This is a genomic window from Brevibacillus sp. SYP-B805, assembly GCF_011059135.1.
Classification (GTDB): domain Bacteria; phylum Bacillota; class Bacilli; order Brevibacillales; family Brevibacillaceae; genus Brevibacillus_F.
On record NZ_JAALGD010000021.1, the window covers coordinates 1 to 26,382 of the forward strand.

The following is a 26,382-nucleotide window of genomic DNA, read 5'->3' on the forward strand; positions in this document are numbered from 1 at the left end:
AGTAGCCGTAATTGCATGTGCCAATAAACTTCTCCATCTCATCTACGCAATTCTGAAGAAGGGGGTTCCTTATCGAGAACAGACCGTATAACGATAACGGATAGGACTGATAACCAAATCCTTCCAACAGAAGTTGGAAGGATGGTTTGTTATACCCTTTTTACAGTATACCACAAATCAAGATGCTATCTAATTAATTTGGCTTGACAAGATATTAGCTGGTTCAGGGATGTGAGACTCACGCCCCCTGAGATCCCGCGTCTTCGTTTCTTCGCTGTGTCGGTCGTCAAAGGAGCTCGCTTGGCTCCATCACGCCATGACGTTATCGGTCTGGGATCTGCCGCATGTACGGCAGATCTTTTTTGTGCTAAGATGGGGGGAAAAATTTTCCGAGGGGGGAGAAACCATTGGAACCCATGACCCGAAGACCGTCAGCTGCCGCTCTGTATACGCTCGGCACCTGTTACCTGCTGGGATCGGCGCTGCTCACGGCTGCAAGCCAGGTCTTTTATGCCAAATATGTGCAAACGATCAGCCCTTTTGCCTTTACCTGCGCCAGTTTCCTGTCAACCGCCGTCCTGTGCAATGGCATGGCATTCCTTCCAAAAGCGAGGGGACCGGCGCCTGCACGCACAACTCGAAAAAACTGAGCGAGGCAGGGTGGAGTTCCGCCCGCATTCTTGCCCACCGCTTTTATGCCATTGTCCTCCTCTCTGCCGCCTGGGCTCATGCGGATGGCGCCCTTGCCGACATCCTGGCAAACTGGGAATGGATCCTGATCGTCAGCCTGACGGGCGTCGTGCTGCCGCTGTATTTGCTCCAAATGGGCATCAAGCACTGCGATACGTTTCTGGTGATCCTTTCCCTGTCCTTTGTTCCGGTTTTTACATATTTCTTTCAAATGTTTGACAGCCGGATCAGATGGTCCGGGTATACGTTGGCAGGGATTATGCTCATCCTGGGTTTTTCCCTCGTGAGCACATGGGCCAGCAATGCCAGAAGACGAATGACAAGCGGGCGCGGGCAGTCCGTTGAATTTGACCAGACCCAATAGTATAATTGTTACGGTTAATTGAAGACGGAGGGGATACCACCACATGTTGACGACGATCGCCCAACTTGGGCAGCACATAGGTGAAGAAGTAAAACTTGGCTGCTGGCTCTACAACAAGCGCAGCAGCGGTAAGATCCAGTTCCTCCAGCTGCGCGACGGCTCCGGTTTTGTACAGGGGGTCGTAGTCAAGGCGGAAGTGAGCGAAGAGACGTGGGAACGGGCGTCGCAGTTAACGCAGGAGAGTTCCTTGTACATAACCGGGGTGGTGCGGGAGGACGAACGTGCCCCCAGCGGCTATGAATTGACGGTTACCGGCATCGAGATCATTCAGATCGTCCAGGACTACCCGATCTCGCTGAAAGAACATGGTGTCGACTTTTTGATGGATCATCGCCACCTCTGGCTGCGCACTCCGCGCCAGCGGGCCGTGATGGCGATCCGTTCGGAAATCATCCGGGCTGTCGGCGAATTTTTCCAACAAAACGGCTTCTACAAAGTGGACCCGCCGATTCTGACCCCCACCTCGGCGGAAGGGACGACCAACTTGTTCCACACCAAATACTTTGACGAAGACGCGTATCTGTCGCAAAGCGGGCAGCTCTACATGGAAGCGGCCGCGATGGCATTGGGCCGCGTCTACTCGTTTGGGCCGACCTTCCGCGCGGAAAAATCGAAAACGCGCCGCCATCTGATCGAGTTTTGGATGATCGAGCCGGAGATGGCGTTTGTTGACCATGAAGAAAACCTGCGGATTCAGGAGCAGTTTGTCTCCCACATCGTGCAGTCCGTGCTGAAAAACTGCCAGCGCGAACTGAAAACATTGGAGCGGGATACCAGCAAGCTGGAAAAGGTGACGGCACCGTTCCCGCGCATCACCTATGACGACGCGATCAAGCTCCTGCAGGAAAAAGGAAGCGAGATCAAATGGGGCGACGATTTCGGCGCGCCGGATGAAACGATGATCGCGGAACACTTCGACAAACCGGTCTTCATCACTCATTATCCGACGGACATCAAGGCTTTCTATATGAAACCGGATCCCAAGCGTCCGGAGGTGGTGCTGTGCGCCGACTTGATCGCACCGGAGGGGTATGGCGAGATCATTGGCGGCAGCCAGCGGATTGATGATCCGGAACTGCTGAAACAGCGCTTCCAGGAGCATCACTTGTCCGAAGAAGCCTACAAATGGTATCTCGATCTGCGCCAGTACGGCACCGTGCCGCACTCCGGCTTCGGCCTTGGTCTGGAGCGTACGGTGGCCTGGATCTGCGGGCTCGAACACGTCCGAGAAACGATTCCGTTCCCCCGCCTCCTGTATCGTCTCTATCCATAAGGCTTTGCAAGCGCACACCCTGCTGCCTGCGGGCGGCAGTTTTTTTCGCCTTTAAGGTGACTTGAATAGGTTCGGGGCCCCACCCGGCGCAGCGAGGGAACCCACTCGGCACAGCGCTAGCTATCGCCGAGTGGGTGGAGCGATAGCTTAGGCCGGGTGGGTTTTTATGCTAGGCTTGCACAGATCCCGTTGGTATAATAAGGAAGGGGTGAAGGACGACATGGATCGACAAATTCTCCAACTCCTGCAGGCAGGGGCGACATCCATTTCCAATCTGCTGCTGAAATCGTACAAACGGTTATCCTTGTCCGACGAAGAAATGATGCTGATCATCCACCTGCTGTCCTTTCAACAGGAGGGAAACCGGTTTCCCACCCTGCACCAATTGGAAGAGCGCTTGTCCATGTCCAACCTCGAGCTGGTCCGCATGCTGCAGCATCTGATGAAGGCAGGCTTCCTTGCCATTGATGAATACATCGACCCGCAGACCGGACTCCGGCATGAAAGCTACAATCTGGAGCCGTTGTATGAACGCCTGGCTGCGGCCTTAGCGCTGGACGGGATGGCGGAAGCAAGCGCAGCGGGGGAAGAGCCGTCCGCCGGGCCTTCCAGCTTGTATGCCCGTTTTGAGCAAGCCTTTGGCCGTCCGCTCTCTCCCTTCGAGATGGAAACCCTGCAGATCTGGAAGGAAGAGGACCGCTACCCGGATGAATTGATCCTGACCGCCCTGCGTGAGGCTATGTCGGTTGGCAAGCTGTATATCAAATACATCGACCGCATTCTCCTGGAATGGCAAAAACAACAGATCACCAACGCGGAGGAGGCCCGCGCCTACAGCCTGCGCTTCCGCCGCCTCCAGAACAGCCGGGACAGCCGGCAGCCGCTGTGAACGTTTCGTTCGCAGCGGTTTTTTTACGTGGGACCCATCCTCCGCTCCGGTCATAGCATATTACGAGAAACATGGGCATCGCCAAATGCCTATGGCAGTTGGAGGAGGAAAGTGTCGATGGAAAAACGCAGAAAAAGTGAGAAGCCGCACTGGGTCACGCCCGGCGTCTTTTCCGGGGCCGTTCAGACGCAGGAGAGGCTTGGGCAGGAACCGGTCAGCCATGCGCTTGCACAGGCGGAGGAACAGAGCGAACTTATCGGAAAAATAACTTCACTGGAACAAGATATGCAGACGCTTCAGCGCCAATTGCAGGAGTGGGAGAAAAAATGGGCGCACTTTGTCAAGGCAAGTCAGCGCGATCGCGAGCATCTGTACCAGGTTGTGCTCTCCTTGAAAAAAGAATGGGAGATGGAACGCGATGAAAATCGCCATCGTTAGCCCAGGGCCTTTCTCGGTTCCACCTGTGAAAGGAAGTTCCGTAGAGCACGACATCCATCAAATCTCGCGTGCCATCGGGCCTGAGCATTCGGTGACGATCTACGCCCGCACGTGTCCGACGTATCCGCGCTCCTCCAAAAAGGAGAATCGAACCTATGTCCGTTTTCCCTACAACCACAAGCCGATCGCGTATATCCGCAGCATCATCAAGGATCTGCGCAGGCGCACGCCCGATGTGATTCTCGTAGAGAACCGCCCCCACTATGTTCCCTACCTGCGCAGGGCTTTCCCCCGCATCCCCATTATTTTGAACATGCATTCGCATGTGTACGCCTCCAAACGAATGATTGCGCCGGGGACCATGCGCCGCGTCATGCGGATGATGGACGGCATGATCACCAACAGCGAATATCTGCGCCGGCACTTCATCCAGGTACATCGGGCCGATCCATCCCGGGTGCATGCCGTCCATCTCGGGGTTAATCCGACAGCCTATCAGCCTTTCCGGGTGGAAGCGAAGGTCAGGCAACTGCGGCAGCGGCTGGGTCTTCAATCGCGACATCGCGTGCTTTTTTTTGCCGGGCGCTTGATGCGGGAGAAAGGGGTGCATCTTCTCCTGAAGACCTTCCGCAAGATCAGTGAAAAGGATCCCCAGGCCCGCCTGCTGATCGTCGGCGGGGCCGGATATGGTAGCAACCGGATGACCCCTTATGTGAAATGGCTGCACAAGCTGGCGGAACCGCTTGGGAGCAAGGTGATCTTTGTCAATTTTGTCCCGACGAAGGAGATGCCCGCATGGTACCAGCTGGCCGACCTGGTTGCCACACCGTCGCTCTGGCAGGAACCGTTCTGTCGGGTCAATCTGGAAGCGATGGCGGCCGGCAAGCCGGTCTTGTCCACGCCAAACGGCGGCATTCCCGAGGTGGTCCCCCACCAACGGGCAGGCTTCCTTGTTCCCGCAACAGAATGGACGGTCGTGGTGCCGCAGATCTGGCAAAGTTACTGGCGCTCATCCGCCATGCGCGCCGAACTGTCGAGCAATGCCCGCGCCAGAGCCGCCATGCTGTCCTGGAAAGCGACAGCGCAGGGCTACCTGGCTGTCTTTCAGCAGGCAATTGCCCGGCGCCGCAAGCGAACAGGCAATGGCTGGAGAGGATGAGTCGCATCGTCTGGCGTGGGTGTCTGCCTTTCTTGCCGGACGGTAGACGGTAGCCCTTACGCCCGTAAACGGATTGCCATACTGTAGTAGTACGAAAGCACAGCTGGGGAGTGATTAGAGAGATGAAAGGGTTAATATTGTGTGCCGGTCGCGGCACCAGGCTGCATCCCTTTTCGTATTCACAGCCCAAAACCCTCCTCCCGGTTGCAAATCATCCTGTCCTCCACTATTGTATCCGCAAATTGATTGAGGTTGGCATCCGTGACATCGGGATCGTGATTAACCCCACGCAAACACAGATCGTCGAGTATGTAGGAGATGGTAGTCGCTATCAGGCTACCATTACGTTTATTGAGCAGACCAAACCGCTGGGAATCGCGCACGCCGTGAAAATAGCGCGTCCCTTCATTCAGGAGGAGCCTTTTCTGCTGCTCCTGGGAGACAATTTGCTGATGGATTCGCTGCACCAGCTGCACCAGACCTTCCTCGCCGCGTCGGCGGAGGGGGCACTCTTGTTGGGCGAGGTGGATCGACCGCAGGATTACGGGATTGCCGAGATATGCGACGGCAGAATTGTTTCGCTGGAAGAAAAACCGGTTGCCCCCAAAAGCAGGCTGGCGGTCATCGGGGCATATGTCTTTACCCCCGCGATTTTTGAGGTGATTCACACGCTGAAACCATCCGGCAGGGGAGAATACGAGATCACCCACGCGATTCAGGGACTGGTCGACAAAGGGTATCCGGTCGCCCACACGGTGACGGACGGGTTGTATTCAGACGTGGGCACGATCGAGCGGTGGTTTGAAGCCAATCGCTGGATGCTGGCAGAAGAAGTGGGCGATCGTGTCAAAGCAGGAACAACCAGCGTATTGCGCAATTGCGAATGCATCGGCCCGGTGCTGATCGGGGAGCACTGCCGGCTGGAAAACTGCCGGATCGGTCCCTATGTGTCCATCCAGGATGGGGTCGAGGTGAAAAACTGCAGGTGGATCCGGGAGAGCATCCTGTTGGAAAACTCATCGTTGATCGATGTGGAATGGATAGTGGAAGACAGCGTCTTTGGCCGTTCCTCCCATCTGATCGGACTGCATACGTCCAAGACGGGCGTCTTTATCGTCAGCGACAAGTCGACCATCTTGTTTCCGACGGAACAGAAGAAGGCGGGAACATGAGGCCGCTGTTTACCGTCGTGATCCCGACTTACAATCGCGCCCGCTTTATCGGCAAGGCCATCCGGAGCGTGCTGGGGCAGACTTATAAAGGCTGGAAGCTGCTGATCATCGATGACGCCTCCACCGACAATACCAAACAAGAAGTAGCACGATATCTGATCCATCCCAACGTGCAGTACGTCCGCATGGAACAGAATGCGGGCATCTCCGCGGTGATGAACAAGGCGCTTTCCCTTGTGGACACCCCTTATCTGGTGCAGCTGGATTCCGATGACTGGCTGCCCTCCCGTGCGCTTGCCATTCTGGCCAGCCATGTGAAATCGGCGAAGCGCCGTTATGCCCTCTACTATGGCAACGTGACAATCTGGCGGGTCAGCGAGACGATGAACTATCGCAAGGCGTTTCACATCAGGCACCGGGAGTTTCGGAACAAGTATCAATTTCTCACATACAACAAATGGATGGTCGCGCCGCGGTGCTACAGCGTCAGCGCTCTGCGCAGGGTAGGCGGCTGGGATACGTCCGACGAATATGAAGGCAGGATCATGGAGGACCGCCGGATCATCCTCCGCCTGATCGAACGGTATCCGGTCAAATGGATCGATCGGCATCTGTACAACCGGACGAAACACCGGCAGCAGCTGACCGATCCGCAATCGAAACAGCGGCGGAACAAGCTGCGCCTCATGACGTTTGACTACTATTTGCGCCGCTGGGGGAACAGATATCGGGCCGTTTATGGTTACAAGAACGGCTACCTGGTTATCCGCAAGCTGATACGCGTGAGGAGGTCGACACGATGACAACAGCGCTGGTAACCGGCTGTGCCGGATTTATCGGGTCACATCTGACACAGCGGCTGCTTCAGGAAGGGTATACGATCATCGGCATCGACGGTTTTACGCCGAATTACGACGCCCGGCTGAAATGGCGCAACCTCTCGCTGATCGGGCAGCATCCCCGCTTCCTCTTTCATGCCGCTCCGCTGCAAACGGGCGATTGGGAACAGTGGCTGCAGGAGACCGACATCGTGTTCCACCAGGCTGCGCTCCCGGGCGTGCGAGCCAGTTGGGGCAACGCCTTTGCCGATTACGCGGCAAACAATCTGGTCGCCACCCAGCAACTGCTGGATGCCTGCCGCCGTTATCCGCGAATCCAGAAGATCGTCATCGCGTCATCCTCTTCCGTCTATGGCACCATGCAGGAAGGATTGACCGACGAACGGGCGCCGCTGTTGCCCCTTTCGCCCTACGGGGTGACCAAGGCAGCCATGGAACAGCTTTGCCGGGCATACGTGAACGCTTACGGCCTGCCGATCGTCCTGCTGCGCTATTTTACGGTATACGGGCCAAGACAGCGGCCGGACATGGCGTTTCACCGTTTCTTCCGGCAGCTGCTGCGCGACGAGGAGCTGCAGGTGTACGGGGACGGTCATCAAACGCGCGATTTCACCTACGTCAGCGATGCGGTGGAAGCCAACCTGCTGGCTGCCCGTCTCGGAGAAGCCGGCGATATCTACAACATCGGGGGGAATCGCGAAGTCAGCGTCCTCGAAGCGATTGAACAGATGGCCGCCTTGGCGGGCAGAAAGCCGCGAATCGCGTTTCTGCCCGAACAGGCCGGCGATGCGCGGCGGACCTGTGCGGATATCAGGCATGCGGGGGAGAAGCTGGGCTACGATCCGCAGGTTTCCCTGGAAGAGGGGCTGCGACTGCAGTTGGACGACATGATCGAGCAGGAACGGGGGTAAGCGCATGCATCGTGTGCTGGTCTACCGCCGGAAGTATTTGGCGAACAGCGAGACGTTTATCTATCAGCAGCTGATCGGCCACCGCCGGGTAAAACCGGTCGTCTTGACGCGCAGCAAACCATTCAATCTGCAGCAGTTCCCGTATCATCCCATCTATATCCGCAAAAGCTTCCGCGGACTGGACCGCTGGCTGAAGCGGCAGAACATCAGCTGCCTGCATGCCCGCTTCGGCACGGCGGGCGTGGAACTTCTGCCGGTGGCCCGCAAGACGCGGCTTCCGCTCATCGTCTCGTTTCATGGCTTTGATGCAACCAAGCAGGTCAACAGAAGCAAACGGTACCGCGCCCAGCTGCGCACGCTGTTCCGCCGCAGCCGGGCGGTTACGGTCGTCAGCCGGCATATGAAGAGAAGGCTGATCCGTCTCGGCTGTCCGGAACGAAAAATCGTCCTCATCCGCTCCGGTATCGACCTACGCCAGTTTCCCTTTCAACCGTCTCCTTCCGTCCGCGATGACGCGTTTCGTATTCTGAGCGTCGGCCGCCTGACGGAGAAAAAAGGCATGGATATCCTGATCAGGGCGTTTTGGCGCCTCCTGCGGACCTATCCGCGGGCAACCCTGACCATCGTGGGGGATGGGGAGCAAAAGGGGAAACTGCTCCGGCTGGTCAGCCGGTTGGGCATCCGGAAACAAGTTACGTTTACCGGGGCGCTGCCGCATCAGGAAGTGCGCAGGGCGATGGAAGGCTGCCATCTCTTTGTCCTGGCCTGCAAAACGGCAAAAGACGGCAATCAGGAGGGGATACCCAACGTCCTGATGGAGGCGATGGCGCTCGGCAGACCGGTGATTTCCACGTACCACGCCGGCATTCCCGAGTTGATCACCCATGGGAAAAACGGATTTCTTGTGCCGGAGAAGGCTCCCGACAAGCTGGCCCGGATGATGGCGTACGTGCTGTCGCAGCCGGAGCGCTGGCCGCAGGTGACCGCGAACGCCCGCCAGCGCGTGGCAGAGCGGCATGATATCCAAAAGCAGCGGCGAAAACTGGAAGATTTGTATCTATCAGTGATCGGGAAAGCGAGGTGAAGCGATGAAGATCACGGTGATCGGTACGGGGTATGTTGGGTTGACCACGGCGGTCTCTTTTGCGATGCGTGGCCACAGCGTCATGGGAGTGGACGTGGATGCGGCCAAAGTGGAACGGCTGCAGCGCGGCCAATCCCCCATCTATGAGCCCGGACTCGAACCCGCATTGCAAAAGGCGATGGAGGAAGGAGGCCTGACCTTCACGGCGAATCCGGCGGAGGCGGTCGCACGGGCGGATGCCCTCTTTCTCTGCGTGGGCACGCCGGAAGGCCAAGACGGCCGCGCGGACCTTGGCTATCTGTTCAAGGCGGTCGCCACGCTTCAGGAACTGCTGCCGAAGGAGGGGGGAGAGAGGCTTGTTGTAATCAAAAGCACCGTTCCGGTCGGCACCTCGGATCAGATCGCGGGCATGTTTGCCGCTTACAGCAACGTGCATGTTGTCACCAATCCCGAATTTTTGCGGGAAGGCAGAGCGCTCCAGGATTCGCTGGAACCGTCGCGCATCGTGATCGGCGCCCGGGATGAGCGGGCGTTCGCGCTGATGGAAGACGTCTATGCGGACATCGATGCTCCCCGGATCCACACCACCCGTGCGAATGCGGAGATGATCAAATACGCGTCCAATGCGTTTCTCGCCACACGCATTTCGTTTATGAACGAGCTGGCAAGGCTTTGTGCGGCTGTAGGAGCGGACATCGAGGTAGTCGCCCGCGGGATGGGGCTTGACAGCCGAATCGGGCCGGAATTCCTGCGCGCCGGTGTCGGTTTCGGAGGCTCGTGCTTTCCGAAGGATATCGAAGCGTTGATCAATTTGGCGCGGGCGACCCAAACCCCGCTGTCCCTGCTGGAGCAGGTCAGAGCGATCAACCGGAGCCAGCCTGCCTGGTTTCTGGACCGGATGCGGAACTGCCTGCAAACCTTCGCGGGCAAGGAGATCGCGCTGCTGGGCCTCTCCTTTAAACCGGAGACGGATGATATCCGGGAGGCCCCTTCCCTTGTGATCGTAAAGAGATTGCTGGCCGAAGGGGCGCATGTGCGCGCCTACGACCCCGTGGCAGTGCCGCATGTGGTGCGGCTCTTCCCGGAGCTGACCTTCGTCAATACGGCCTACGATGCGCTGGAGGGAGCAGACGCTGCCATTTTGGTAACGGAGTGGAAGGAATGCACCCAGCTTGACTGGCTGTGGGTGAAAGTCATCATGGCGGGGACGTTTCTGTTTGACGGCCGCAATGCATGGCCGGCGGAGCATGTGAAAGGACTCGGGTTTACCTATCTGGGGGTTGGCAGGAGCTGAAGCCGGAAACAACCAGAAATCCCCGCCCGTCAAGCGGCGTGCCACGGGCGGGGTGGTTCGGCTGTCGGGCGGCATGACAAATATTTGAAGTTGGTGCGGATTTCCGTTACGATTACAGTGTACGGATGAATGCGTGTGAAAGGAGCAACTCTCATGAATAAAAACAAGACACTGCCGAAGCGAAGCGAAATCCCCGCCGAATTCAAATGGAGGCTGGAAGATATCTATCCTTCCGATGAGGCATGGGAGGAAGATGTCAAAAAGGTGAAGGAGATGATCGAACAGATCAAATCCAAGCAGGGGACGCTTGCGCAATCGGGGAAACATTTGCTGGATGCGCTGGTCTTGCAGGATGAATTGACCAAAACGATGGATCAGGTGTACGTCTATGCACGGATGCGCCGCGACGAAGACAATACGAACAGCACGTACCAGGCGCTGACAGACCGAGCGACAAGCTTGAGCACGCAGGTGTACAGCGCCTTGTCATACATACAGCCGGAGATCCTCGCGATCGACAGCGAGGAATTGAAAAAGCTGCAGGCGAGCGAGCCGGGCCTGGAACATTACCGGAAGCTGTTGGAGGAAATTACCCGCTTCAAGCCGCATACGCTGTCTGCACCGGAAGAGGCGATCCTGGCCCAGGTGGGAGAATTGGCGTCCGCCCCCGGCAAGATTTTCGGCATGCTGAACAATGCCGACATCAAGTTCCCCATGATTACGAACGAGAACGGCGAAGAGGTGGAGCTGACCAAGGGGCGCTACATCCAGTTCCTGGAAAGTAAAGATCGCCGCGTGCGCAGGGAGGCGTTTGAAGCGCTGTATGCCACCTACGGCAAGCACCGCAACACGATTGCCGCCACGCTTGCATCGGTCGTGAAGCGGGATGTCTTCTACGCACGCACGCGCAAGTACGAGTCTGCCCTGAAGGCGGCGCTGTTTGCCGACAACGTCGACCTCTCCGTCTACGACAACCTGATCGCCACCGTTCGCGAGCATCTGCCGCTGATGCACCGCTATGTCGCGCTGCGCAAAAAAATGCTGGGGCTTGATGAACTGCACATGTACGACCTGTACGTGCCGATCGTGAAGGAGGTGGAGATGGAGATCCCGTATGAGCAGGCGGTCGCCACGATCAAAGAAGCGCTGCGCCCGCTCGGCGAGGACTATGGCCGCGTCCTGGAAACGGGATTTACCTCCGGCTGGATCGATGTGTACGAAAATGAAGGCAAGACGAGCGGCGCCTACTCCTGGGGCGCTTATACGACACATCCGTATGTCCTGATGAACTACCAGGACAATGTCAACAACATGTTCACGCTGGCCCATGAGATGGGGCATGCCCTGCACAGCTACTATTCCAACAAGAACCAGCCGTACACCTATGCGGATTACACGATTTTCGTGGCGGAAGTGGCGTCCACGCTGAACGAAGCGCTGTTGATGCACCACCTGCTGAAGACGACGACGGATAAGGCGCAGCGCATGTACCTCATCAACTATTATATGGAGCAGTTCCGCGGCACGCTGTTCAGACAGACCATGTTTGCCGAATTTGAAAAGCTGATCCATGCCAAGGTGGAGCAGGATGAGCCGCTGACCGCCGACCGTCTATCCGAATGGTACCGGGAGCTGAATGTGGCCTATCACGGGAAAGAGATGGTGGTGGACAGCCAGATTGATCTCGAATGGGCGCGAATCCCGCATTTCTACAACAATTTCTATGTCTACAAGTATGCAACCGGCTTCTCGGCAGCCACTTCCCTGGCGAAACAGATTCTGGAGGAGGGGCAGCCGGCCGTGGAACGCTACCTCAACTTCCTGAAGAGCGGCGGCTCCGATTATCCGCTCAATCTGCTCAAGAAGGCGGGAGTGGATATGACCTCGCCGGAGCCGATCCGCGAAGCTTTGAGCGTCTTCCGGGACCTGTTGGAGCAGATGGAAGAACTGGCTGGTATTCAAACACCATCAACCCCATAACCGGCATTATCGGAAAAACCGAACGCCTTCGTTCTCCGCAGAACGAAGGCGTTCTTTTTGGTTACGGCAGCACATTCCGGCAAAACTATCCGTTGACAACATCTTTGGAGGGACAGCATGGAAGAGAAAGAGAGCCGGGAATATGTCGTCTATCTTGCGTTGTATCTGCTGCTTGCCACAAGCCTCGTCACGGTTTTTGTCGCCACACGCGGCAGCGGCCAGCATCTCGCGGAAAAACAGCTCGCCTGGGTCGTGATCGGCATGGGGTGTCTCGCCATGCTCCGCAAGATCGACTACCGGCATTACGCCAACCATGCCATCGGGCTGTACGCAGGAGGGATCCTGCTGTTGCTGGCCGTCTTCGTCGTCGGCAGGAAGATCAACGGGGCTATCAGCTGGATCGATCTGGGAGTGCTCAACATCCAGCCCTCCGAGTTGACCCGCCTCACGACACTGCTGCTGCTTGCCCGCCTGTATGAGTGGAACCGGGGTGCCTTTTACAGAGGCGAGGAGGTAGCCAAAGCGGTCCTTCTTGTGCTGCTGCCCACATCGCTGGTACTGCTGCAGCCCGATTTGGGCATGGCGCTGATCTATCTCTCCCTGCTCGGCTGCTTTCTGATCATGAGCCGTCTCTCCGGATTTGTTCACATAACATATCTTATGACAACAATCGGACTCGTTTTCTCCTTGTACGCACTGCATGCCTTTTTCCCCGATCTGTTTTTCCGGGTGGTTCGGCCCCATCAGTTCGAGCGGCTGCTCTCTTTTTTGGACCCCGAAGTGGATCCCCTTGGCAGCGGCTACCAATATATCCAGGCGCGAAACGTGGTGGGCAGCGGACAATTGGGCGGCACGGGCGGGCTGTGGGTGCGGACGGCTTTCGGGGCGAATCTGCCGGAACAGCATACCGATTTTATCTTTGCGGTGATCGCCCAGCAGTGGGGGTTTCTTGGAGCCAGCTTCCTGCTGCTGCTTTATTTTGTGCTGTTTTATCGGCTGGTCGGGTGGGCGCTGCAGACGCCTGATCTCTTCGCCGCCTTTTTTATCAGCGGGATGGTGACACTCTGGTCGTTCCAGGTGTTTGTCAATATCGGGATGAATATCGGGCTGTCCCCCATCACCGGTTTGACCCTGCCGTTCATCAGCTACGGGGGCAGTTCCATGATCTCCAATCTGATCGCATTCGGCATGCTCGTCAGCATGCGCCGGCCTTCTCCGCTGTGGAGGCTGCATCCCGGCATCATGAAGAAATGATGGGTGATCTATAAAAAATTCTTTTAAAAAACCCTTGAATCTTTTTCCATTTTGCGTCGTAATGTAGGTATGCCTATTTACGGGAAGCATACATCGCCCGATCATCTCCGTCTCGGGATGGAGAGAAGTTCGTTCTCCTGGCGGTTAAGCGTCCGGGAAAAAACTGGCAGACTAAATACAGAAACCATATGGAACAGGTTGGAGGAATCATGGTGAAGAAACAGTTGTCTTTTTTATTGGCGGCAACCCTGCTTGCAGCAGCCGGCTGCGGACAGAATCCAGGCGCACCGGATGCTGCCCAACAGGAAGCTAAAGCCAAGATCGTCGAACTGTACACAGTCGAAAAACAGACCAAACCCATCATGCTGGCGGTAACGGGAATGGTGGAAGCAAAGCAGGAGGCATCCCTCGCGTTCGGCACCAGCGGCAAGATCACGCAGATCACGGTGAAAAAGGGGGATCAGGTGGCGGCAGGCCAGCTGCTGGCGTCGCTGGATGCCGGGTATTACCAGAAGGCGTTGGAAGCGGCGGCCGGCCAGGTTCGGGAAGCCGCCACGCGCAAGCAGGTGACGGTAAACGGAGCCAAGCCGGAAGAGATTCAACAGCAGCGGCTGCAGGTGGAGGCCGCCGACAAGCGGTATGAGAAGGCAAAGCAGGACCGCCTCAAGGGAGAAAAGCTGTATGAGGGCGGAGCGATTTCGAAAGCCGCGTTGGACGATCTGCGTTTGCAGGAGGAACAGGCCGAAATCGCCTCGAAGAACGAGCACATCCGGCTGGATGACATGCTGAAAGGGGCGGACGCCGATGACCTCGCCGCCGTGGATGCTTCGCTGCAGCTGGCGTCCAGCGAGGCGGAGCGGGCGCGAAAAACGCTGGGCGATACCAAGGTCGTGGCCCCATTCGCCGGAACGGTTGTGGATGTGACCCAGCAGGTGGGCGAATTGTCCGGACCGGGTCAGGCGCTGATTCACCTGGTGGATCTCTCGACCGTGAAAGTGACCGTGGACGTTGCCAGCGACCTTATTGACCAATTCCGCGAAGGAGAAGAGGTGACGGTCTCCAGGGACGGCCAGAACAAGACCGCCGGGAGAATCACCTATATTTCTCCCGTGATTGATCAACAGACCGGCAAATACCGCGTGGAAGTGACGGTTCCCAATCACGATCGCGCATGGCGCGGCGGGATGCTGGCCACGGTGGAAGTCCCGCGGCAGATCAAAGGATTGGTCGTGCCCATGGAAAGCGTCGGGATCTCCCAATCCGACCGCTACGTCCTCGTCGTGGAAAACGGGGTGGCGAAAAAACGCGTCGTGACCATCGGGCAGGTGCTCGACGACAAGATCGAAGTGCTGTCCGGGCTGAAAGCAGGCGACAAGGTGGTCCGCACCGGCATCACCTACATCATCGACGGTGAAAAAGTGGCCGCGAAGGGAGAATAACCGATGGAGAAATTGCTGCACTTTTTCCTCAAGCGCAAATTGATCATTTACATGTTTACGGCCCTCATCGTCCTGGCTGGCGTCGGTTCCCTGCTCTCCTTCAAGGTCTCCTTCGTGCCCAAGACCAATCTGCCGTGGACGGAGATCCGCATATCCGGTGGCTCCCTTCCGCCTGAAGAGATGGAAGAGAAGATTACCGACAAGATTGAAAAAGAGATCAAAGACATTCCGGAAATCATTGAATATGGTTCTACATCCAGCACCGGCAGCGTCAGCATCTGGACGAAGGCGAAAGAAGGACAGGGGACGGAAGTCAAGCAGAAGCTGGAAAGCATCGTCAACCGTCTGCGCAATGACTTCCCCAAGGAAATCACCCATGTGACAGTGGAGCAGGCCAGCTATGGCGATACCCAGCTCGCCCAGATCGCCGTCACCGGGGCAGATCCGCAAACCATGCTGAATCTGGCCAAAACCACCATCAAGGATCGCATTGAAGCGGTCGAGGGCGTCAAAAAAGTGGAGGTTCAGGAAGGGGTTTATGAAAACAAGGTTACCGTCACCATGCAGCCGGAAAAGCTGATGGCGTACAACGTGACGCCCCAGGAGGTCATCCGGCAGTTGCAGGCGGCCGACTGGAAGCAGGCGGTCGGCACGCTGGAAAATGACGGCTTCAACACCGTCATCGAGATTGACAACTCCTTCAAAACGATTCAGCAGATCGGGGAGGTCATGATTGAGACCCCGCGCGGCAGCGTTGCGCTGCGCCAGCTGGCGGACATTCAGGATGTGCGCGGGCAGAACAAGGATATGCTGACCCTGGCGAAAGGGAAACCGTTCGTCACCATGCTGATTTCCAAAACGGAAGATGCCGATGTGATCGACACCTGGAAGCGGGTGAAGGCGGAGCTCGACAAGATGGAGGCGGAAGCGGGCGGCAAGTATTCGTTCACGGTCCATTTCGAGACGGCTTCATTCATCCAGACGTCGATCCGGAACTTGAGTCGCGAAGTAGCATTGGGCGGATTCCTCGCCGTCGCCATCCTGATCTTTTTCCTGAAAAACTGGCGGGTTACCCTGGTGATTGCGACGACGCTCCCGCTTTCTGCGCTGATGACGTTTATCGCCATGAAGATCTTCGGCTACGAGATTGACGCGGTATCCCTGATCTCGCTCAGCCTGTCCGCCGGGTTGATCGTGGACGCGGCCATCGTCGTCCTGGAGAGCATCTATCACTTCCGCGAACGGGGGGTGCCGCTGCGCGAAGCGATCATCAAAGGCAGCAGAGAGGTGCTGACGCCGGTCGTCTCGTCCCAAATCACCATGGTCGTCGTCTTTCTCCCCTTGATGCTGGCGGATTTCGGGGAGGAATACAAGCCGATTTTCGTGACGATCGCCTTTACGGTTACCGCCGCGATCACGGCGTCCACGCTGGCCGCCATCTTTTTTGTCCCGATCATTGCCGACAGCTTCCTGAAGCGGGATAAAAAGGTGGGGCATGGCGGCGAACAAAAAGGTGTGGCGGCAGCGATTACCCGAGGATTCCAGCGACTGCTTGCCGTAGCGCTGCGCCACCGCATCAAGACCCTGTTCGTCGCGGTTCTGCTGTTTGCCGCCGCCATTCCCCTGACCCCCTTCATCAAGCAGGGGGAATTTCTGGATGCCAGCGAGGATTTCATCTATGCCAAGCTGACGCTGGCTAAAGGCATGACGCTGGAAACCTCCAGGGAAGTGGGGCTGCAGGCGGAAGCCAGCTTGTATCAGCTTCCGGAGGTAAAAGATATCGCCCTGGTGATGACCAAGCGCGATGTCGAGATGTACATCACGCTCAAAAGCAAGAAGGAACGCTCCCGCGACAAGGATGAGCTGACCAAAGAGATCAACAGCCGGCTGAAGGAAAACAAGCTGGTCGATCGGCTTCAAATGAGCTTCGGCGGTCAGGGCGGCAGCGCGCCCGTTCAGCTGCAGGTGGTCGGGGATGAGCTGCCGGTCGCTGAAGCATTGACCAAAGACGTGGAAAACATGCTATCCTCCATCCCCGGCGTGACCAATGTACGCAATGACTTTTCCGAAGGCTCGGAAAAGCTGACCCTGCTTCCCAAAAAGGATGTGATGGAACGCATGCAGGTGGATCCGCAGATGCTGCTGGCGCAGATCGGCGGACTGATCGGGGAGCAGACGGTGGCGGAAATGACGCTGGACGGTGTCGAGTTTGACGTCACGGCCAAATATCCGGATGATTGGATGAAGCATCCGGATCAGCTGAGCCGGGCGCTGATCACCACCAAAACCGGGGCCCAGGTGCCGCTGATGGACCTGGTGGACTGGAAATACAGCAAAACGCCGAACAGTCTGACCCACGAAAACGGTGAACGCGTGATAACCGTCTCGGCGGAATTGGCAGGAACCGATCTGGGGACCGTGGGCCGCGCCATCCAGGAAAAAATGGGTTCGCTTCCGATTCCGGCAGGATATGAAGTGAAGCTGGCCGGCGATTTGAAGCAGCAGAGCCAAAACCTGTCGAGCGGGCTTCTGGTCTTCCTCGGGGCGATGGCCGTAATCTACATCATCATGGTGGCCCAGTTCGGACGGCTGTCCCATCCGATCATCATCATCCTGTCCCTGCCGATGGCGTTCGTCGGGGTCGTGGTCGGTCTGGTCACCACCCAGCGCACGTTTACGCTGATGGCGATCGTGGGGGTGACCATGCTGATCGGGATCGTGGTCTCCAACGCGATTCTCCTCATCGACCGGATGAACAATCTGCGGGCGCGGGGCTACGAGCTGAACGAAGCGATCCTGGAAGGGGTGAAAGACCGCGTCCGCCCGGTGATCATGACCAAGCTGACCGCGATCCTGGGGATGCTGCCGATGGCGCTCGCGATTTCCGACGGTTCCGATTTCCACGCGCCGCTGGCAACGGTCGTCATCTTCGGGCTGGTGTTCCATACGATCATCACGCTGATTCTGGTGCCGGTCCTGTACTCGCTGTTTGAAAGTTTCTTTGCATGGCGGCAGGCGAAAAAAGCCGCCCGCCGCGCCGCCAAGCTTGCCAAAAGAGGACAGGAGAAGTCGATTCCGGCTGTGGAATGACGGGGAGAACCCAAGGGGGGCACACAAATGCCCTCCCTTTTCTTTGCTTTCTTTCCGTTTTTCGATAGAATGAATGGCAGAAAGACCGCAGCTACCATTTTTCGCCAAGGGAGGAGTTACCGTGGATCTGCAGTTAAAGGGACGCACCGCCATCGTATTGGCATCGACGAAAGGATTGGGGAAGGCGACCGCCTTGTCGCTGGCACGGGAGGGGGCCAACGTAGCCATTTCCGGCCGGGATGAAGCCGCGCTCGCCGCGGTCAGTCGGGAGATCGAGCAGGCTTCCGGACAGGCGCCGCTCGCCGTCGTCACGGACGTAACCAAAGCGGCGGACATCGAGCGCCTCGTCAAGGAAACGGTTGACCGCTTCGGAACCGTTGACATCTTGATCAACAACGCCGGCGGCCCGGCGGCCGGCACATTTGACCAGATGACCGACGAGCTGTGGCAGCAGGCGTTTGAACTGAATCTGCTGAGTTTCGTCCGCGCCATCCGCGCGGTGCTGCCGCACATGCGCAAACAGCGTTTCGGCCGCATCGTCAACTTCGCGTCGTCATCGTTTAAACAACCGATTGAAAATCTGATCTTGTCCAACACCTTCCGTACCGGCATCATCGGTCTGGCCAAGACGCTGTCCGCCGAATTGGGACCGGATGGCATCCTGATCAATACGGTTGGTCCCGGCCGGATCGCCACGGACCGCGTCGCGTTCCTCGATGCGGTCAAGGCGCAGAATACCGGCCTGTCGGTGGACGAGGTGCGCCAACAGGCGGAGAGCCTCATTCCGCTCGGCCGCTATGGGGAGCCGGAAGAGTTCGCCCGCGTGGTCACCTTCCTGGCTTCGCCCGCCAACAGCTACGTAACCGGCCAGTCGATCCTGGTGGACGGCGGGATGGTCAAAGCCATTTGACAATAACAGCATGTGAAGGAGTACTGTGATGAGCAAGGAAAGTTCGTTTGACATCGTGTCCAAAGTGGATCTGTCCGAAGTAACCAATGCGATTCATATCGCCAAGAAAGAGATCGAGAACCGCTTTGACTTTAAGGGGAGCAAAAGCGAGATCACCTTGGAGAAGGAAGAGATCGTGATCCTCTCCGATGATGAGTACAAGCTGGGTCAGGTGAAGGATGTGCTGCTCGGCAAATTGATCAAGCGCGGCGTCTCCATCAAGAATCTGGATTACGGCAAAATCGAGCCGGCCGCCGGCGGTACGGTGCGCCAGCGCGTGAAACTGATCCAGGGCATCGACAAGGAGAATGCCAAGAAGATCACCGCCATCATCAAAGAGACCGGTCTGAAGGTGAAAGCGAACATCCAGGACGATCAAATCCGCGTGACCGGAAAAAGCAAGGATGAGCTGCAGGCCGTCATCGCCGCCATCCGCAAGGCAGATCTGCCGATCGACGTGCAGTTTATCAATTATCGGTAAGCGCACCGCGAAATTTCGCCCTCATGATTCTATCTTCGCCTTTTCCCGCGTATGCATGTACAAAACGGGGACAAACGTTTTGTGGAAAGGGAGAGTAGAATCATGAGGGTATTTATCATCAGCTTCAGGCAGTTGATTGTCGGCATTATCGTCGTGCTCGTGCTCGTGATCGCCGGCATCGTGCTCCTGGTCAGCGATCCGCTTGATGTAACCGATTCGTACCGACCGGAGACGGACAGCATCGCGACCACCGCGCCGGTTCAAACGGATCTGGAGAACGGGGTGAAACCTGAGCTGGCGCTTGATGTAACCGTGGATGGCTCGACGGCGGACGTCAAGATGATCACGCAGCACTTCCAGTTTGTTCCGTACAATGATGATCTCGCCGACCATTTGAAGCACGGCACCGGGCATGCCCACGTTTATCTGGACGGCCAGCTGAAAGGGAAGGTATACGAGCCGGAGTTCCTGCTGAAAAAGCTGCCCAAGGGCGAGCATGAATTGCGGGTCGAACTCGCCTACAGCAACCATCTGCCCTACAAGGTGGAAGCAGTCAAGAAGATCCAGGTGAAGTAAGCAGGCTTTCGTCAAGCGCACCGATTTGGGCGCTTTTCTTCTTTTCGGCAGGAATACGCTTACATGATGGAGAAATAGAAATAGACAGACAAAAGAGAATCATCCGACAAAAGAAGAGGTGACGGAAAGCCATGGCGAAGCTGCGTTCGATTACGATCGGAGATTTGCTGGATGAAACGGCGGCGCTTTACCCCGAGAAGGAAGCGGTCGTCTATGTGGAGCGGAATCTGCGCTACACCTATGCCCAATTTCAGCACCTGTGCAATCAGGCAGCCAAGGGATTTCTTTCCCTGGGCATCCAGAAGGGGGAAAATGTCGCGGTTTGGGGAACGAACGTGCCGGAGTGGGTGACCGCCCAGTTCGCGCTGGCCAAAATGGGAGGCGTGCTGGTCACCGTGAACACCAGCTACCGTGTCCATGAGTTGGAGTATCTGCTGAGACAGTCGGAATCAACCACGCTGATCCTGATCGAATCCTACCGCGATGCCAGCTACCTGGAGATGATCCGGGAAATATGCCCCGAACTGAACGAGTGCAAACCGGGCCAACTGCAGGCCAAGCGGCTTCCGCACCTGAAAAATGTGATTCTGATCGGGGAAGAAAGACAGCCCGGCATGTTCCTGTGGAGCGATCTCCTGGAGCGGGCAGCGGCGGTAAGCGAGGAAGAACGCATCCTTCGCCAGGCATCCCTTGACCCGGATGACGTGATCAACATGCAGTATACTTCCGGCACCACGGGCTTCCCCAAGGGGGTCATGCTTTCCCATATCAATATCGTCAACAACGCCATCAAGGTGGCCGATTGCATCCGGCTGGGGCCGGAAGACAGGCTGTGCATCCCCGTGCCCTTTTTCCACTGCTTCGGCTGCGTGATGGGCACCCTGGCGTGCGTGGCAACAGGGGCCACGATGGTGCCCGTCATTACCTTCGACGCCGGCAAGGTGCTCTCCATCGTGGCGGCGGAGCGCTGCACGGGACTGTACGGCGTGCCCACCATGTTTATTGCCGAGCTGAATCATCCCGATTTTGACAAGTATGATCTGCGCTCCCTGCGCACGGGCATCATGGCCGGTTCCAACTGCCCCATTGAGGTGATGAAGGCCGTGGTGGAGAGGATGGGGATTCGCGAAATCACCATCGCTTACGGCCAAACCGAATCCTCCCCGGTGATTACGCAGACGCGGACGGATGACAGCCTGGAACGCCGCGTTTCCACCGTCGGACGGGCGCATGACGACGTGGAGGTGAAAGTGATCGATCCGGTCACAGGCGACATGGTCCCGCCGGGCGTGCAGGGGGAATTGTGCACCCGGGGGTATCTGGTGATGAAGGGGTACTACAACATGCCGGATGCGACCGCCAAGGCCATCGACAGCGAAGGCTGGCTTCACACCGGCGATCTGGCGACCATGGATGAGGAAGGGTACGTCCGGATCACCGGGCGCCTGAAAGATATGATTATCCGGGGCGGCGAAAACATTTACCCGCGGGAGATCGAAGAGTTCCTCTACAGCCATCCCAAAATTCTGGATGTGCAGGTGGTGGGGGTGCCCGATGTGAAGTACGGGGAGCAGGTGCTGGCGTGCATCAAGGTGAAGCCGGGAGAAACGCTGACGGAGGAGGAAGTGAAAGCGTACTGTGCCGGCAGGATCGCGCACTTCAAGATCCCGCACTACATCCAGTTCGTCAGCGATTACCCGATGACGGCATCGGGGAAAATCCAGAAATACAAACTGCGCGAACAAGCCATCCGGGTGTTTGGCCTGGAGGACGCCGACAATATCGAGACCGCCTAAGCAAAAAGCCGAGGAGAAGATCCTCGGCTTTTCCCTATGTCGGACAGACAGCCCTGAGATGATCCCATACACGGGGAACAGGCGACTGTCATCGGCACGCATTCGTGATAAGATGGTACTGGGGATGTCAGCGGCGCTGCGCTTCGTATGCGGCGATTTTCTCCTCCAACTGCAGGGTGATGCCGATATCGTCCAGGCCGTTCAAGAGGCAGTAGCGGCGATAATCGTCCACCTCGAAGGAGTAGCTGAGGCCGTGCGCGTCGCGAACGGTTTTGGCCTGCAGGTCGATCGTCAGCTCGTAACGATCGTAGGTTTCCGCCCGCGTAAACAGCTCATCAACCTGCTCTTCCGACAGCTTGATCGGCAGAATGCCGTTTTTAAAGCAGTTGTTGTAGAAGATATCCGCGAAGGAGGGAGCGATGATCGCGCGGAACCCGTAATCGTCCAGCGCCCAGGGCGCATGCTCGCGCGACGAGCCGCAGCCGAAGTTGTTGCGAGCAAGCAGAATGGTGGAACCGGCATATTTCGGCTGGTTCAGCACAAACGATTCAATCGGTTGGCCCTCCGGTGTAAAGCGCCATTCATAGAACAAAAACTGGCCGAAACCGGTGCGTTCGATCCGTTTCAGGAACTGTTTCGGGATGATCGCGTCCGTATCCACGTTGACGCGGTTCAGGGGAGCGGCAATGCCGGTATGGGTGACAAACGGTTTCATTGGTAAACTTCCTCCTTCGCTTCCTTGTACCATTCGCGGACATCGACGAAGCGGCCGGCGATGGCGGCGGCGGCGGCCATTTCCGGACTGACGAGATGGGTGCGTCCGCCGCGCCCCTGGCGTCCTTCAAAGTTGCGGTTGGACGTCGATGCGCAGCGTTCCCCGGGCTGCAGTACGTCCGGGTTCATGGCCAGGCACATGGAGCAGCCGGAGTCGCGCCACTCGAAACCGGCCTCCAGGAAGATCTTGTGGAGCCCTTCCTGCTCGGCCCGTTCCTTGACGGCCTGGGAACCGGGGACCACCATGGCGTGGACGTGGGGAGCAACCTTGCGTCCCTTGGCAACCTGCGCGGCCCTGCGCAAATCCTCGATCCGCCCGTTCGTACAGGAACCGATGAAGACGCGGTCGATCTTGATCTCGGTGATCGGCGTGCCTGGTTTCAGATCCATATAGGCGAGCGCATCGCGGGCCGCTTTTTGCTCGCTGGCGGTGGGGAAGGAGTCCGGATCCGGGACGACGCCGGTGACGGCAGTTCCCATGCCGGGGCTGGTCCCCCAGGTGACCTGCGGCGCGATCTCGGATGCGTCAATCTCCACGGTTCGGTCATAGACCGCACCCGGATCGGTGGCCAGTTGTTTCCATTTTTCCACGGCGGCGAGGAAATCTTCGCCCTGCGGCGCATACCGTCTGCCCTTCAGATAGGCGAAGGTGGTTTCGTCCGGTGCGATCAAGCCGGCCCGGGCACCCGCTTCGATCGACATGTTGCAGACGGTCATCCGCTCTTCCATGGTCAAGCTTCGAATCGCTTCGCCCGTATACTCGATCACATAGCCGGTGGCGAAATCGGTTCCGAATTTGGCGATAATGGCCAAAATTAAGTCTTTGGCGCTGACGCCGAAGGGCAGTTTGCCGTTGACGCGCACTTCCAATGTTTTCGGCTTGTGCTGCTGCAGGCACTGCGTAGCCAGGACATGCTCCACCTCGCTGGTGCCGATCCCGAAGGCAAGCGCCCCGAATGCGCCATGGGTAGAGGTATGGCTGTCGCCGCAGACGATGGTTTTGCCGGGCAGGGTGAGGCCCAGCTCCGGTCCGATCACATGCACGATGCCCTGGTCGGGACTGTTCAGATCGGCCAGCGGCACACCAAACTCCTCACAGTTCGCCTTCAGCGTTTCCATTTGCTGGCGGGAGATCGGATCGGTCACGTTGAAACGGTCCGCTGTCGGCACATTGTGGTCCATCGTCGCGAAAGTCAGATCCGGACGGCGCACGCGGCGGCCGGCCAGGCGCAATCCTTCGAAGGCTTGCGGAGAGGTCACTTCATGGACGAGATGCAGGTCGATATACAACAGGCTTGGTTTTCCGGGTTCTTCATGGATCACATGGTCGTCCCAGATTTTTTCAAACAAGGTGCGCGGCTTCATGGTGAGGATTCCTCCTTTGCGTGCGGTTCTCTTTCCTGTGTTGTACCATGACAACAACTATAGGTCAAAGATATAATAGTTATAAGGTTAATAGGTGTTACCTATGGGAGGATGCTATGGAATTACGCCAGATACGTTATGTGCTGGCCGTCGCGGAAGAACACAGCTTCTCGCGTGCGGCGGAACGGCTTCACCTGGCTCAGCCATCGCTCAGCCAGCAGATTGCCAAACTGGAAAAAATGTGCGGGGTTACGCTGTTTCACCGCCTGCCGCAGCATGTGGAACTGACGGATGCCGGGATGCGGTTTGTGCAGGTGGCCCAGCAGATCGTCGATCAAGTGGACGGACTGGAGCGCGAAATGCGCTCCTATGCGCAAGGGGAAAGCGGCCGTTTGCTCGTAGGCAGCCTGCCGATCACCGGCGAGTATGTGCTGCCGCCGGTCATTTCCGATTTTGCCCGTGCGTACCCCGGCGTGGAGCTGCAGCTGGTGGAAGAGCGATCGAGCCAGCTGGAGCAGCTGCTGGCGCGGGGAAAGATCGACGTCAGCCTGCTGACGATGCCGATCGCCGATCCCTCGCTGTACGCGGAACCGGCGTTTCGGGAAGAGATTTATCTGGCCCTGCCGCCAACCCATCCGCTGGCTGGCGAGGACGAGGTGGATCTTGCCCGCCTGGGAGATCAGCCGTTCATCTTATTGAAGGAAGGGCAGGGGTTTCGCCAGATTTCGCTGATGCTGTGTGAACAGGCGGGATTTCGGCCGCGCATCGTCTTCGAAAGCAGCAATATTCACACGGTTCAGTCGCTGGTGGCTGCCGGCATGGGGGTCTCGTTTGCGCCGGCGATGATCACGGCTGCGCCGCGTACGCATGCGACGCCCGCCTACGTGCGGCTCTCCACCCATCCGGAGCGCACGCTGGTCGTGGCGTACCGGCGGGACAGGCATTTGTCCAAGCCGGCCAAGGCGTTTGTGGAGCTCTTGAGGAAAAGACACCCGGAAGTGCAGGCAAGGTGACAGCCCGCGCGACAAGGCGGGGCGCTTGTGATACACTAATACAAAGCAGGCGAAAGGGAGGATACCGATGAGAGAAATCAAGACGGAAGCCGAGTTTCAGGAAGCGATTCAATCGGCGAAGCCGCTGGTTGTCAAATTCTATACCGACTGGTGCCCGGATTGTCACCGGATCGATCCGTTTATGCCGGAAGTGGAAGAAGCTTACAAGTCCAGGCTGGATATGGTGGCGGTCAACCGGGACACCCTGCCCGAGCTCGGGCAGCGGTTGGACGTATTCGGCATTCCCAGCTTCATCGCTTTTCAAAACGGCAAAGAGCTGGTCCGGTTTGTCAGCAAGCTGGGCAAAAGCCGGGAGGAGATCGAACAGTTCCTCGATCGTGTCGTGCAGGTGAGCGAAGCGCTGAAACAGGCGTAAACCATGCTGCGAAACGGAAATCTGACTTCGTGTTGGATTTCCTTTTTCGTGCCGGGAAACGGTTAAAGGGACGCTGCCGCGCCAAAGGAGTGACGCTGGCGGCTCCCAGGGTTTCAAATGTTTGGAAAGGACGCGATACATACGATGATGGAAGTAACGCGCAGGGGAGAGTGGCTGTCCGGAACCATCCGGGAGGCGGACGCCGGGGTGCGGCTGGGCGATCTGCTGCGGCAGCGGTGGGGGCTGCCGCGAAAGACCGTCCACCTGCTCTTCCAGCAAAAAGAGATCCTGCTGGATGGCGAACCCGCCGCGCAGCATGCAACGGTGCAGGCCGGGCAGGCAATCTGCATGCGTCTTTGTCCGCCCGAACCCCTCGGACTGGAGCCGAGCAGCGAGCCGCTTGACGTGCTGTATGAAGACGATCATCTGCTGGTGGTCGCCAAACCGGCCGGGCTCCTGCTGCATCCCACGGAAAAGCACCACACCCGCACCCTGGATCACCTGGTTGCGGGACATTTTGCCCGCACCGGCGTCAAAGCGAAGGTGCGGCACGTCCATCGGCTTGATCAAGAGACGTCCGGCGCGGTTTTGTACGCCAAGCATGCCCTGGCGTCGGCGCTGCTGGATGAACGCCTCCGGATGCGGCAGATCAAGCGCACCTATGTGGCATTCGTCCACGGTCGGATGGCTAAGGAAGCCGGCACCATCGATGCCCCGATCGGGAAGGACCGGCACCACCCGTCGCGCAGGCGGGTGACGCCAAACGGCGATCCGGCGGTAACCCATTACCGCGTCCTGGAGCGGTACCGGCAGGCAACGGAGGTGGAGTGTCATCTCGATACCGGCCGAACCCATCAGATTCGCGTGCATCTGAGCCATCTCGGCCATCCGCTGCTCGGCGATCTGCTGTACGGCGGAAAAACGGGCGACATTTCCCGCCAGGCGCTGCACGCCGCCAGGCTGCACCTGGTTCACCCGTTCGGCGACAAGGAGATTGTCGTGACCGCCCCTTTGCCGGAGGATATGATCCGGCTGAAGCAGCGTTTGCCTAAATGATACGCATGAGCCCCCCTTGCC

Annotated in this window: 23 protein-coding genes; 21 read left to right on the plus strand and 2 right to left on the minus strand. The window is 57.8% G+C overall.

The window, feature by feature from the left end; translation table 11 throughout:
- Positions 1 to 580: 580 nt before the first annotated feature.
- The 18 genes from G3578_RS19370 (at position 581) to G3578_RS19455 (ending at position 21,738) form a co-directional block, all read left to right on the plus strand.
- The gene (locus tag G3578_RS19370; protein WP_165215144.1) at positions 581 to 1,054 is read left to right on the plus strand and encodes an EamA family transporter; all 474 of its coding nucleotides are present in this window, start codon (positions 581 to 583) and stop codon (positions 1,052 to 1,054) included.
- Between the two features lie 43 nt (positions 1,055 to 1,097).
- Positions 1,098 to 2,387, plus strand: coding sequence for an asparagine--tRNA ligase (gene asnS, locus G3578_RS19375; protein ID WP_165215147.1), 1,290 nt, complete (start codon positions 1,098 to 1,100; stop codon positions 2,385 to 2,387).
- Positions 2,388 to 2,607: 220 nt separating this feature from the next.
- Positions 2,608 to 3,276 (plus strand): DnaD domain-containing protein, encoded by a 669-nt coding sequence (locus G3578_RS19380; protein ID WP_165215149.1) that lies wholly within the window; start codon positions 2,608 to 2,610, stop codon positions 3,274 to 3,276.
- 117 nt (positions 3,277 to 3,393) lie between these two features.
- Positions 3,394 to 3,714: a hypothetical protein gene (locus tag G3578_RS19385; RefSeq protein ID WP_165215152.1), complete on the plus strand. Its 321-nt coding sequence runs from the start codon at positions 3,394 to 3,396 to the stop codon at positions 3,712 to 3,714.
- A complete protein-coding gene (locus tag G3578_RS19390; RefSeq protein ID WP_165215154.1) occupies positions 3,695 to 4,873 on the plus strand; it encodes a glycosyltransferase family 4 protein in 1,179 nt (392 codons plus the stop codon). Before G3578_RS19385 ends, G3578_RS19390 begins: the two co-directional genes overlap by 20 nt.
- A gap of 122 nt (positions 4,874 to 4,995) precedes the next feature.
- Positions 4,996 to 6,045, plus strand: coding sequence for a glucose-1-phosphate thymidylyltransferase (locus G3578_RS19395; RefSeq protein ID WP_165215157.1), 1,050 nt, complete (start codon positions 4,996 to 4,998; stop codon positions 6,043 to 6,045).
- Positions 6,042 to 6,848 (plus strand): glycosyltransferase family 2 protein, encoded by an 807-nt coding sequence (locus tag G3578_RS19400; RefSeq protein WP_165215159.1) that lies wholly within the window; start codon positions 6,042 to 6,044, stop codon positions 6,846 to 6,848. Before G3578_RS19395 ends, G3578_RS19400 begins: the two co-directional genes overlap by 4 nt.
- The gene (locus G3578_RS19405) at positions 6,845 to 7,795 is read left to right on the plus strand and encodes an NAD-dependent epimerase/dehydratase family protein (protein WP_165215162.1); all 951 of its coding nucleotides are present in this window, start codon (positions 6,845 to 6,847) and stop codon (positions 7,793 to 7,795) included. Before G3578_RS19400 ends, G3578_RS19405 begins: the two co-directional genes overlap by 4 nt.
- A gap of 4 nt (positions 7,796 to 7,799) precedes the next feature.
- A complete protein-coding gene (locus G3578_RS19410; protein WP_165215164.1) occupies positions 7,800 to 8,879 on the plus strand; it encodes a glycosyltransferase in 1,080 nt (359 codons plus the stop codon).
- A 4-nt stretch (positions 8,880 to 8,883) separates the two neighbouring features.
- Complete coding sequence (locus tag G3578_RS19415) at positions 8,884 to 10,173, plus strand: UDP-glucose dehydrogenase family protein (RefSeq protein WP_165215167.1); 1,290 nt, start codon at positions 8,884 to 8,886, stop codon at positions 10,171 to 10,173.
- Between the two features lie 153 nt (positions 10,174 to 10,326).
- Positions 10,327 to 12,153 carry an oligoendopeptidase F gene (gene pepF / locus G3578_RS19420; protein ID WP_165215169.1) on the plus strand — a complete coding sequence of 609 codons (1,827 nt, stop codon included), beginning with the start codon at positions 10,327 to 10,329 and terminating at the stop codon, positions 12,151 to 12,153.
- Between the two features lie 117 nt (positions 12,154 to 12,270).
- Positions 12,271 to 13,407 carry an FtsW/RodA/SpoVE family cell cycle protein gene (locus G3578_RS19425; protein ID WP_165215172.1) on the plus strand — a complete coding sequence of 379 codons (1,137 nt, stop codon included), beginning with the start codon at positions 12,271 to 12,273 and terminating at the stop codon, positions 13,405 to 13,407.
- Positions 13,408 to 13,616: 209 nt separating this feature from the next.
- Entirely contained in the window at positions 13,617 to 14,846 is a 1,230-nt protein-coding gene (locus G3578_RS19430) for an efflux RND transporter periplasmic adaptor subunit (RefSeq protein ID WP_206529890.1), read from the plus strand.
- A 3-nt stretch (positions 14,847 to 14,849) separates the two neighbouring features.
- Positions 14,850 to 17,936, plus strand: a complete 3,087-nt coding sequence (locus G3578_RS19435) for an efflux RND transporter permease subunit (RefSeq protein ID WP_165215177.1) — start codon at positions 14,850 to 14,852, stop codon at positions 17,934 to 17,936.
- A gap of 121 nt (positions 17,937 to 18,057) precedes the next feature.
- Positions 18,058 to 18,846, plus strand: a complete 789-nt coding sequence (locus G3578_RS19440) for an SDR family oxidoreductase (RefSeq protein ID WP_165215180.1) — start codon at positions 18,058 to 18,060, stop codon at positions 18,844 to 18,846.
- Positions 18,847 to 18,874: 28 nt separating this feature from the next.
- Entirely contained in the window at positions 18,875 to 19,366 is a 492-nt protein-coding gene (locus G3578_RS19445; RefSeq protein ID WP_165215182.1) for a YajQ family cyclic di-GMP-binding protein, read from the plus strand.
- A 102-nt stretch (positions 19,367 to 19,468) separates the two neighbouring features.
- On the plus strand, positions 19,469 to 19,942 hold the full coding sequence (locus tag G3578_RS19450; RefSeq protein ID WP_165215185.1) for a hypothetical protein: 474 nt from the start codon (positions 19,469 to 19,471) through the stop codon (positions 19,940 to 19,942).
- 131 nt (positions 19,943 to 20,073) lie between these two features.
- Positions 20,074 to 21,738, plus strand: a complete 1,665-nt coding sequence (locus G3578_RS19455; RefSeq protein ID WP_165215187.1) for an AMP-binding protein — start codon at positions 20,074 to 20,076, stop codon at positions 21,736 to 21,738.
- 127 nt (positions 21,739 to 21,865) lie between these two features.
- On the opposite strand, the gene leuD is transcribed toward G3578_RS19455, so the two are convergent.
- The gene (gene leuD / locus G3578_RS19460; RefSeq protein ID WP_165215190.1) at positions 21,866 to 22,453 is read right to left on the minus strand and encodes a 3-isopropylmalate dehydratase small subunit; all 588 of its coding nucleotides are present in this window, start codon (positions 22,451 to 22,453) and stop codon (positions 21,866 to 21,868) included.
- Positions 22,450 to 23,877: a 3-isopropylmalate dehydratase large subunit gene (gene leuC / locus G3578_RS19465; protein ID WP_165215192.1), complete on the minus strand. Its 1,428-nt coding sequence runs from the start codon at positions 23,875 to 23,877 to the stop codon at positions 22,450 to 22,452. Before leuC ends, leuD begins: the two co-directional genes overlap by 4 nt.
- A gap of 116 nt (positions 23,878 to 23,993) precedes the next feature.
- Between leuC and G3578_RS19470 the strand changes: the two genes are divergently transcribed.
- The 3 genes from G3578_RS19470 to G3578_RS19480 all read left to right on the plus strand — a co-directional run bounded on the left by G3578_RS19470 (position 23,994) and on the right by G3578_RS19480 (position 26,361).
- Positions 23,994 to 24,890: a LysR family transcriptional regulator gene (locus tag G3578_RS19470; protein WP_165215195.1), complete on the plus strand. Its 897-nt coding sequence runs from the start codon at positions 23,994 to 23,996 to the stop codon at positions 24,888 to 24,890.
- Between the two features lie 67 nt (positions 24,891 to 24,957).
- Positions 24,958 to 25,305, plus strand: a complete 348-nt coding sequence (locus G3578_RS19475; RefSeq protein WP_165215199.1) for a thioredoxin family protein — start codon at positions 24,958 to 24,960, stop codon at positions 25,303 to 25,305.
- A 144-nt stretch (positions 25,306 to 25,449) separates the two neighbouring features.
- A complete protein-coding gene (locus G3578_RS19480) occupies positions 25,450 to 26,361 on the plus strand; it encodes an RluA family pseudouridine synthase (protein WP_165215201.1) in 912 nt (303 codons plus the stop codon).
- The last annotated feature ends 21 nt before the right edge of the window (positions 26,362 to 26,382 follow it).

What these genes read in the sequence shown, in the direction of transcription:
- G3578_RS19455 (WP_165215187.1), top strand. Translation starts at nt 20,074, where the DNA reads ATGGCGAAGCTGCGTTCGATTACGATCGGAGATTTGCTGGATGAAACG.
- G3578_RS19450 (WP_165215185.1), top strand. Translation starts at nt 19,469, where the DNA reads ATGAGGGTATTTATCATCAGCTTCAGGCAGTTGATTGTCGGCATTATC.
- G3578_RS19480 (WP_165215201.1), top strand. Translation starts at nt 25,450, where the DNA reads ATGATGGAAGTAACGCGCAGGGGAGAGTGGCTGTCCGGAACCATCCGG.
- G3578_RS19400 (WP_165215159.1), top strand. Translation starts at nt 6,042, where the DNA reads ATGAGGCCGCTGTTTACCGTCGTGATCCCGACTTACAATCGCGCCCGC.
- G3578_RS19385 (WP_165215152.1), top strand. Translation starts at nt 3,394, where the DNA reads ATGGAAAAACGCAGAAAAAGTGAGAAGCCGCACTGGGTCACGCCCGGC.
- G3578_RS19430 (WP_206529890.1), top strand. Translation starts at nt 13,617, where the DNA reads ATGGTGAAGAAACAGTTGTCTTTTTTATTGGCGGCAACCCTGCTTGCA.
- G3578_RS19475 (WP_165215199.1), top strand. Translation starts at nt 24,958, where the DNA reads ATGAGAGAAATCAAGACGGAAGCCGAGTTTCAGGAAGCGATTCAATCG.
- G3578_RS19405 (WP_165215162.1), top strand. Translation starts at nt 6,845, where the DNA reads ATGACAACAGCGCTGGTAACCGGCTGTGCCGGATTTATCGGGTCACAT.
- G3578_RS19390 (WP_165215154.1), top strand. Translation starts at nt 3,695, where the DNA reads ATGAAAATCGCCATCGTTAGCCCAGGGCCTTTCTCGGTTCCACCTGTG.
- G3578_RS19380 (WP_165215149.1), top strand. Translation starts at nt 2,608, where the DNA reads ATGGATCGACAAATTCTCCAACTCCTGCAGGCAGGGGCGACATCCATT.
- G3578_RS19415 (WP_165215167.1), top strand. Translation starts at nt 8,884, where the DNA reads ATGAAGATCACGGTGATCGGTACGGGGTATGTTGGGTTGACCACGGCG.
- leuC (WP_165215192.1), bottom strand. Translation starts at nt 23,877, where the DNA reads ATGAAGCCGCGCACCTTGTTTGAAAAAATCTGGGACGACCATGTGATC.
- G3578_RS19445 (WP_165215182.1), top strand. Translation starts at nt 18,875, where the DNA reads ATGAGCAAGGAAAGTTCGTTTGACATCGTGTCCAAAGTGGATCTGTCC.
- pepF (WP_165215169.1), top strand. Translation starts at nt 10,327, where the DNA reads ATGAATAAAAACAAGACACTGCCGAAGCGAAGCGAAATCCCCGCCGAA.
- asnS (WP_165215147.1), top strand. Translation starts at nt 1,098, where the DNA reads ATGTTGACGACGATCGCCCAACTTGGGCAGCACATAGGTGAAGAAGTA.
- leuD (WP_165215190.1), bottom strand. Translation starts at nt 22,453, where the DNA reads ATGAAACCGTTTGTCACCCATACCGGCATTGCCGCTCCCCTGAACCGC.
- G3578_RS19395 (WP_165215157.1), top strand. Translation starts at nt 4,996, where the DNA reads ATGAAAGGGTTAATATTGTGTGCCGGTCGCGGCACCAGGCTGCATCCC.
- G3578_RS19410 (WP_165215164.1), top strand. Translation starts at nt 7,800, where the DNA reads ATGCATCGTGTGCTGGTCTACCGCCGGAAGTATTTGGCGAACAGCGAG.
- G3578_RS19470 (WP_165215195.1), top strand. Translation starts at nt 23,994, where the DNA reads ATGGAATTACGCCAGATACGTTATGTGCTGGCCGTCGCGGAAGAACAC.
- G3578_RS19425 (WP_165215172.1), top strand. Translation starts at nt 12,271, where the DNA reads ATGGAAGAGAAAGAGAGCCGGGAATATGTCGTCTATCTTGCGTTGTAT.
- G3578_RS19435 (WP_165215177.1), top strand. Translation starts at nt 14,850, where the DNA reads ATGGAGAAATTGCTGCACTTTTTCCTCAAGCGCAAATTGATCATTTAC.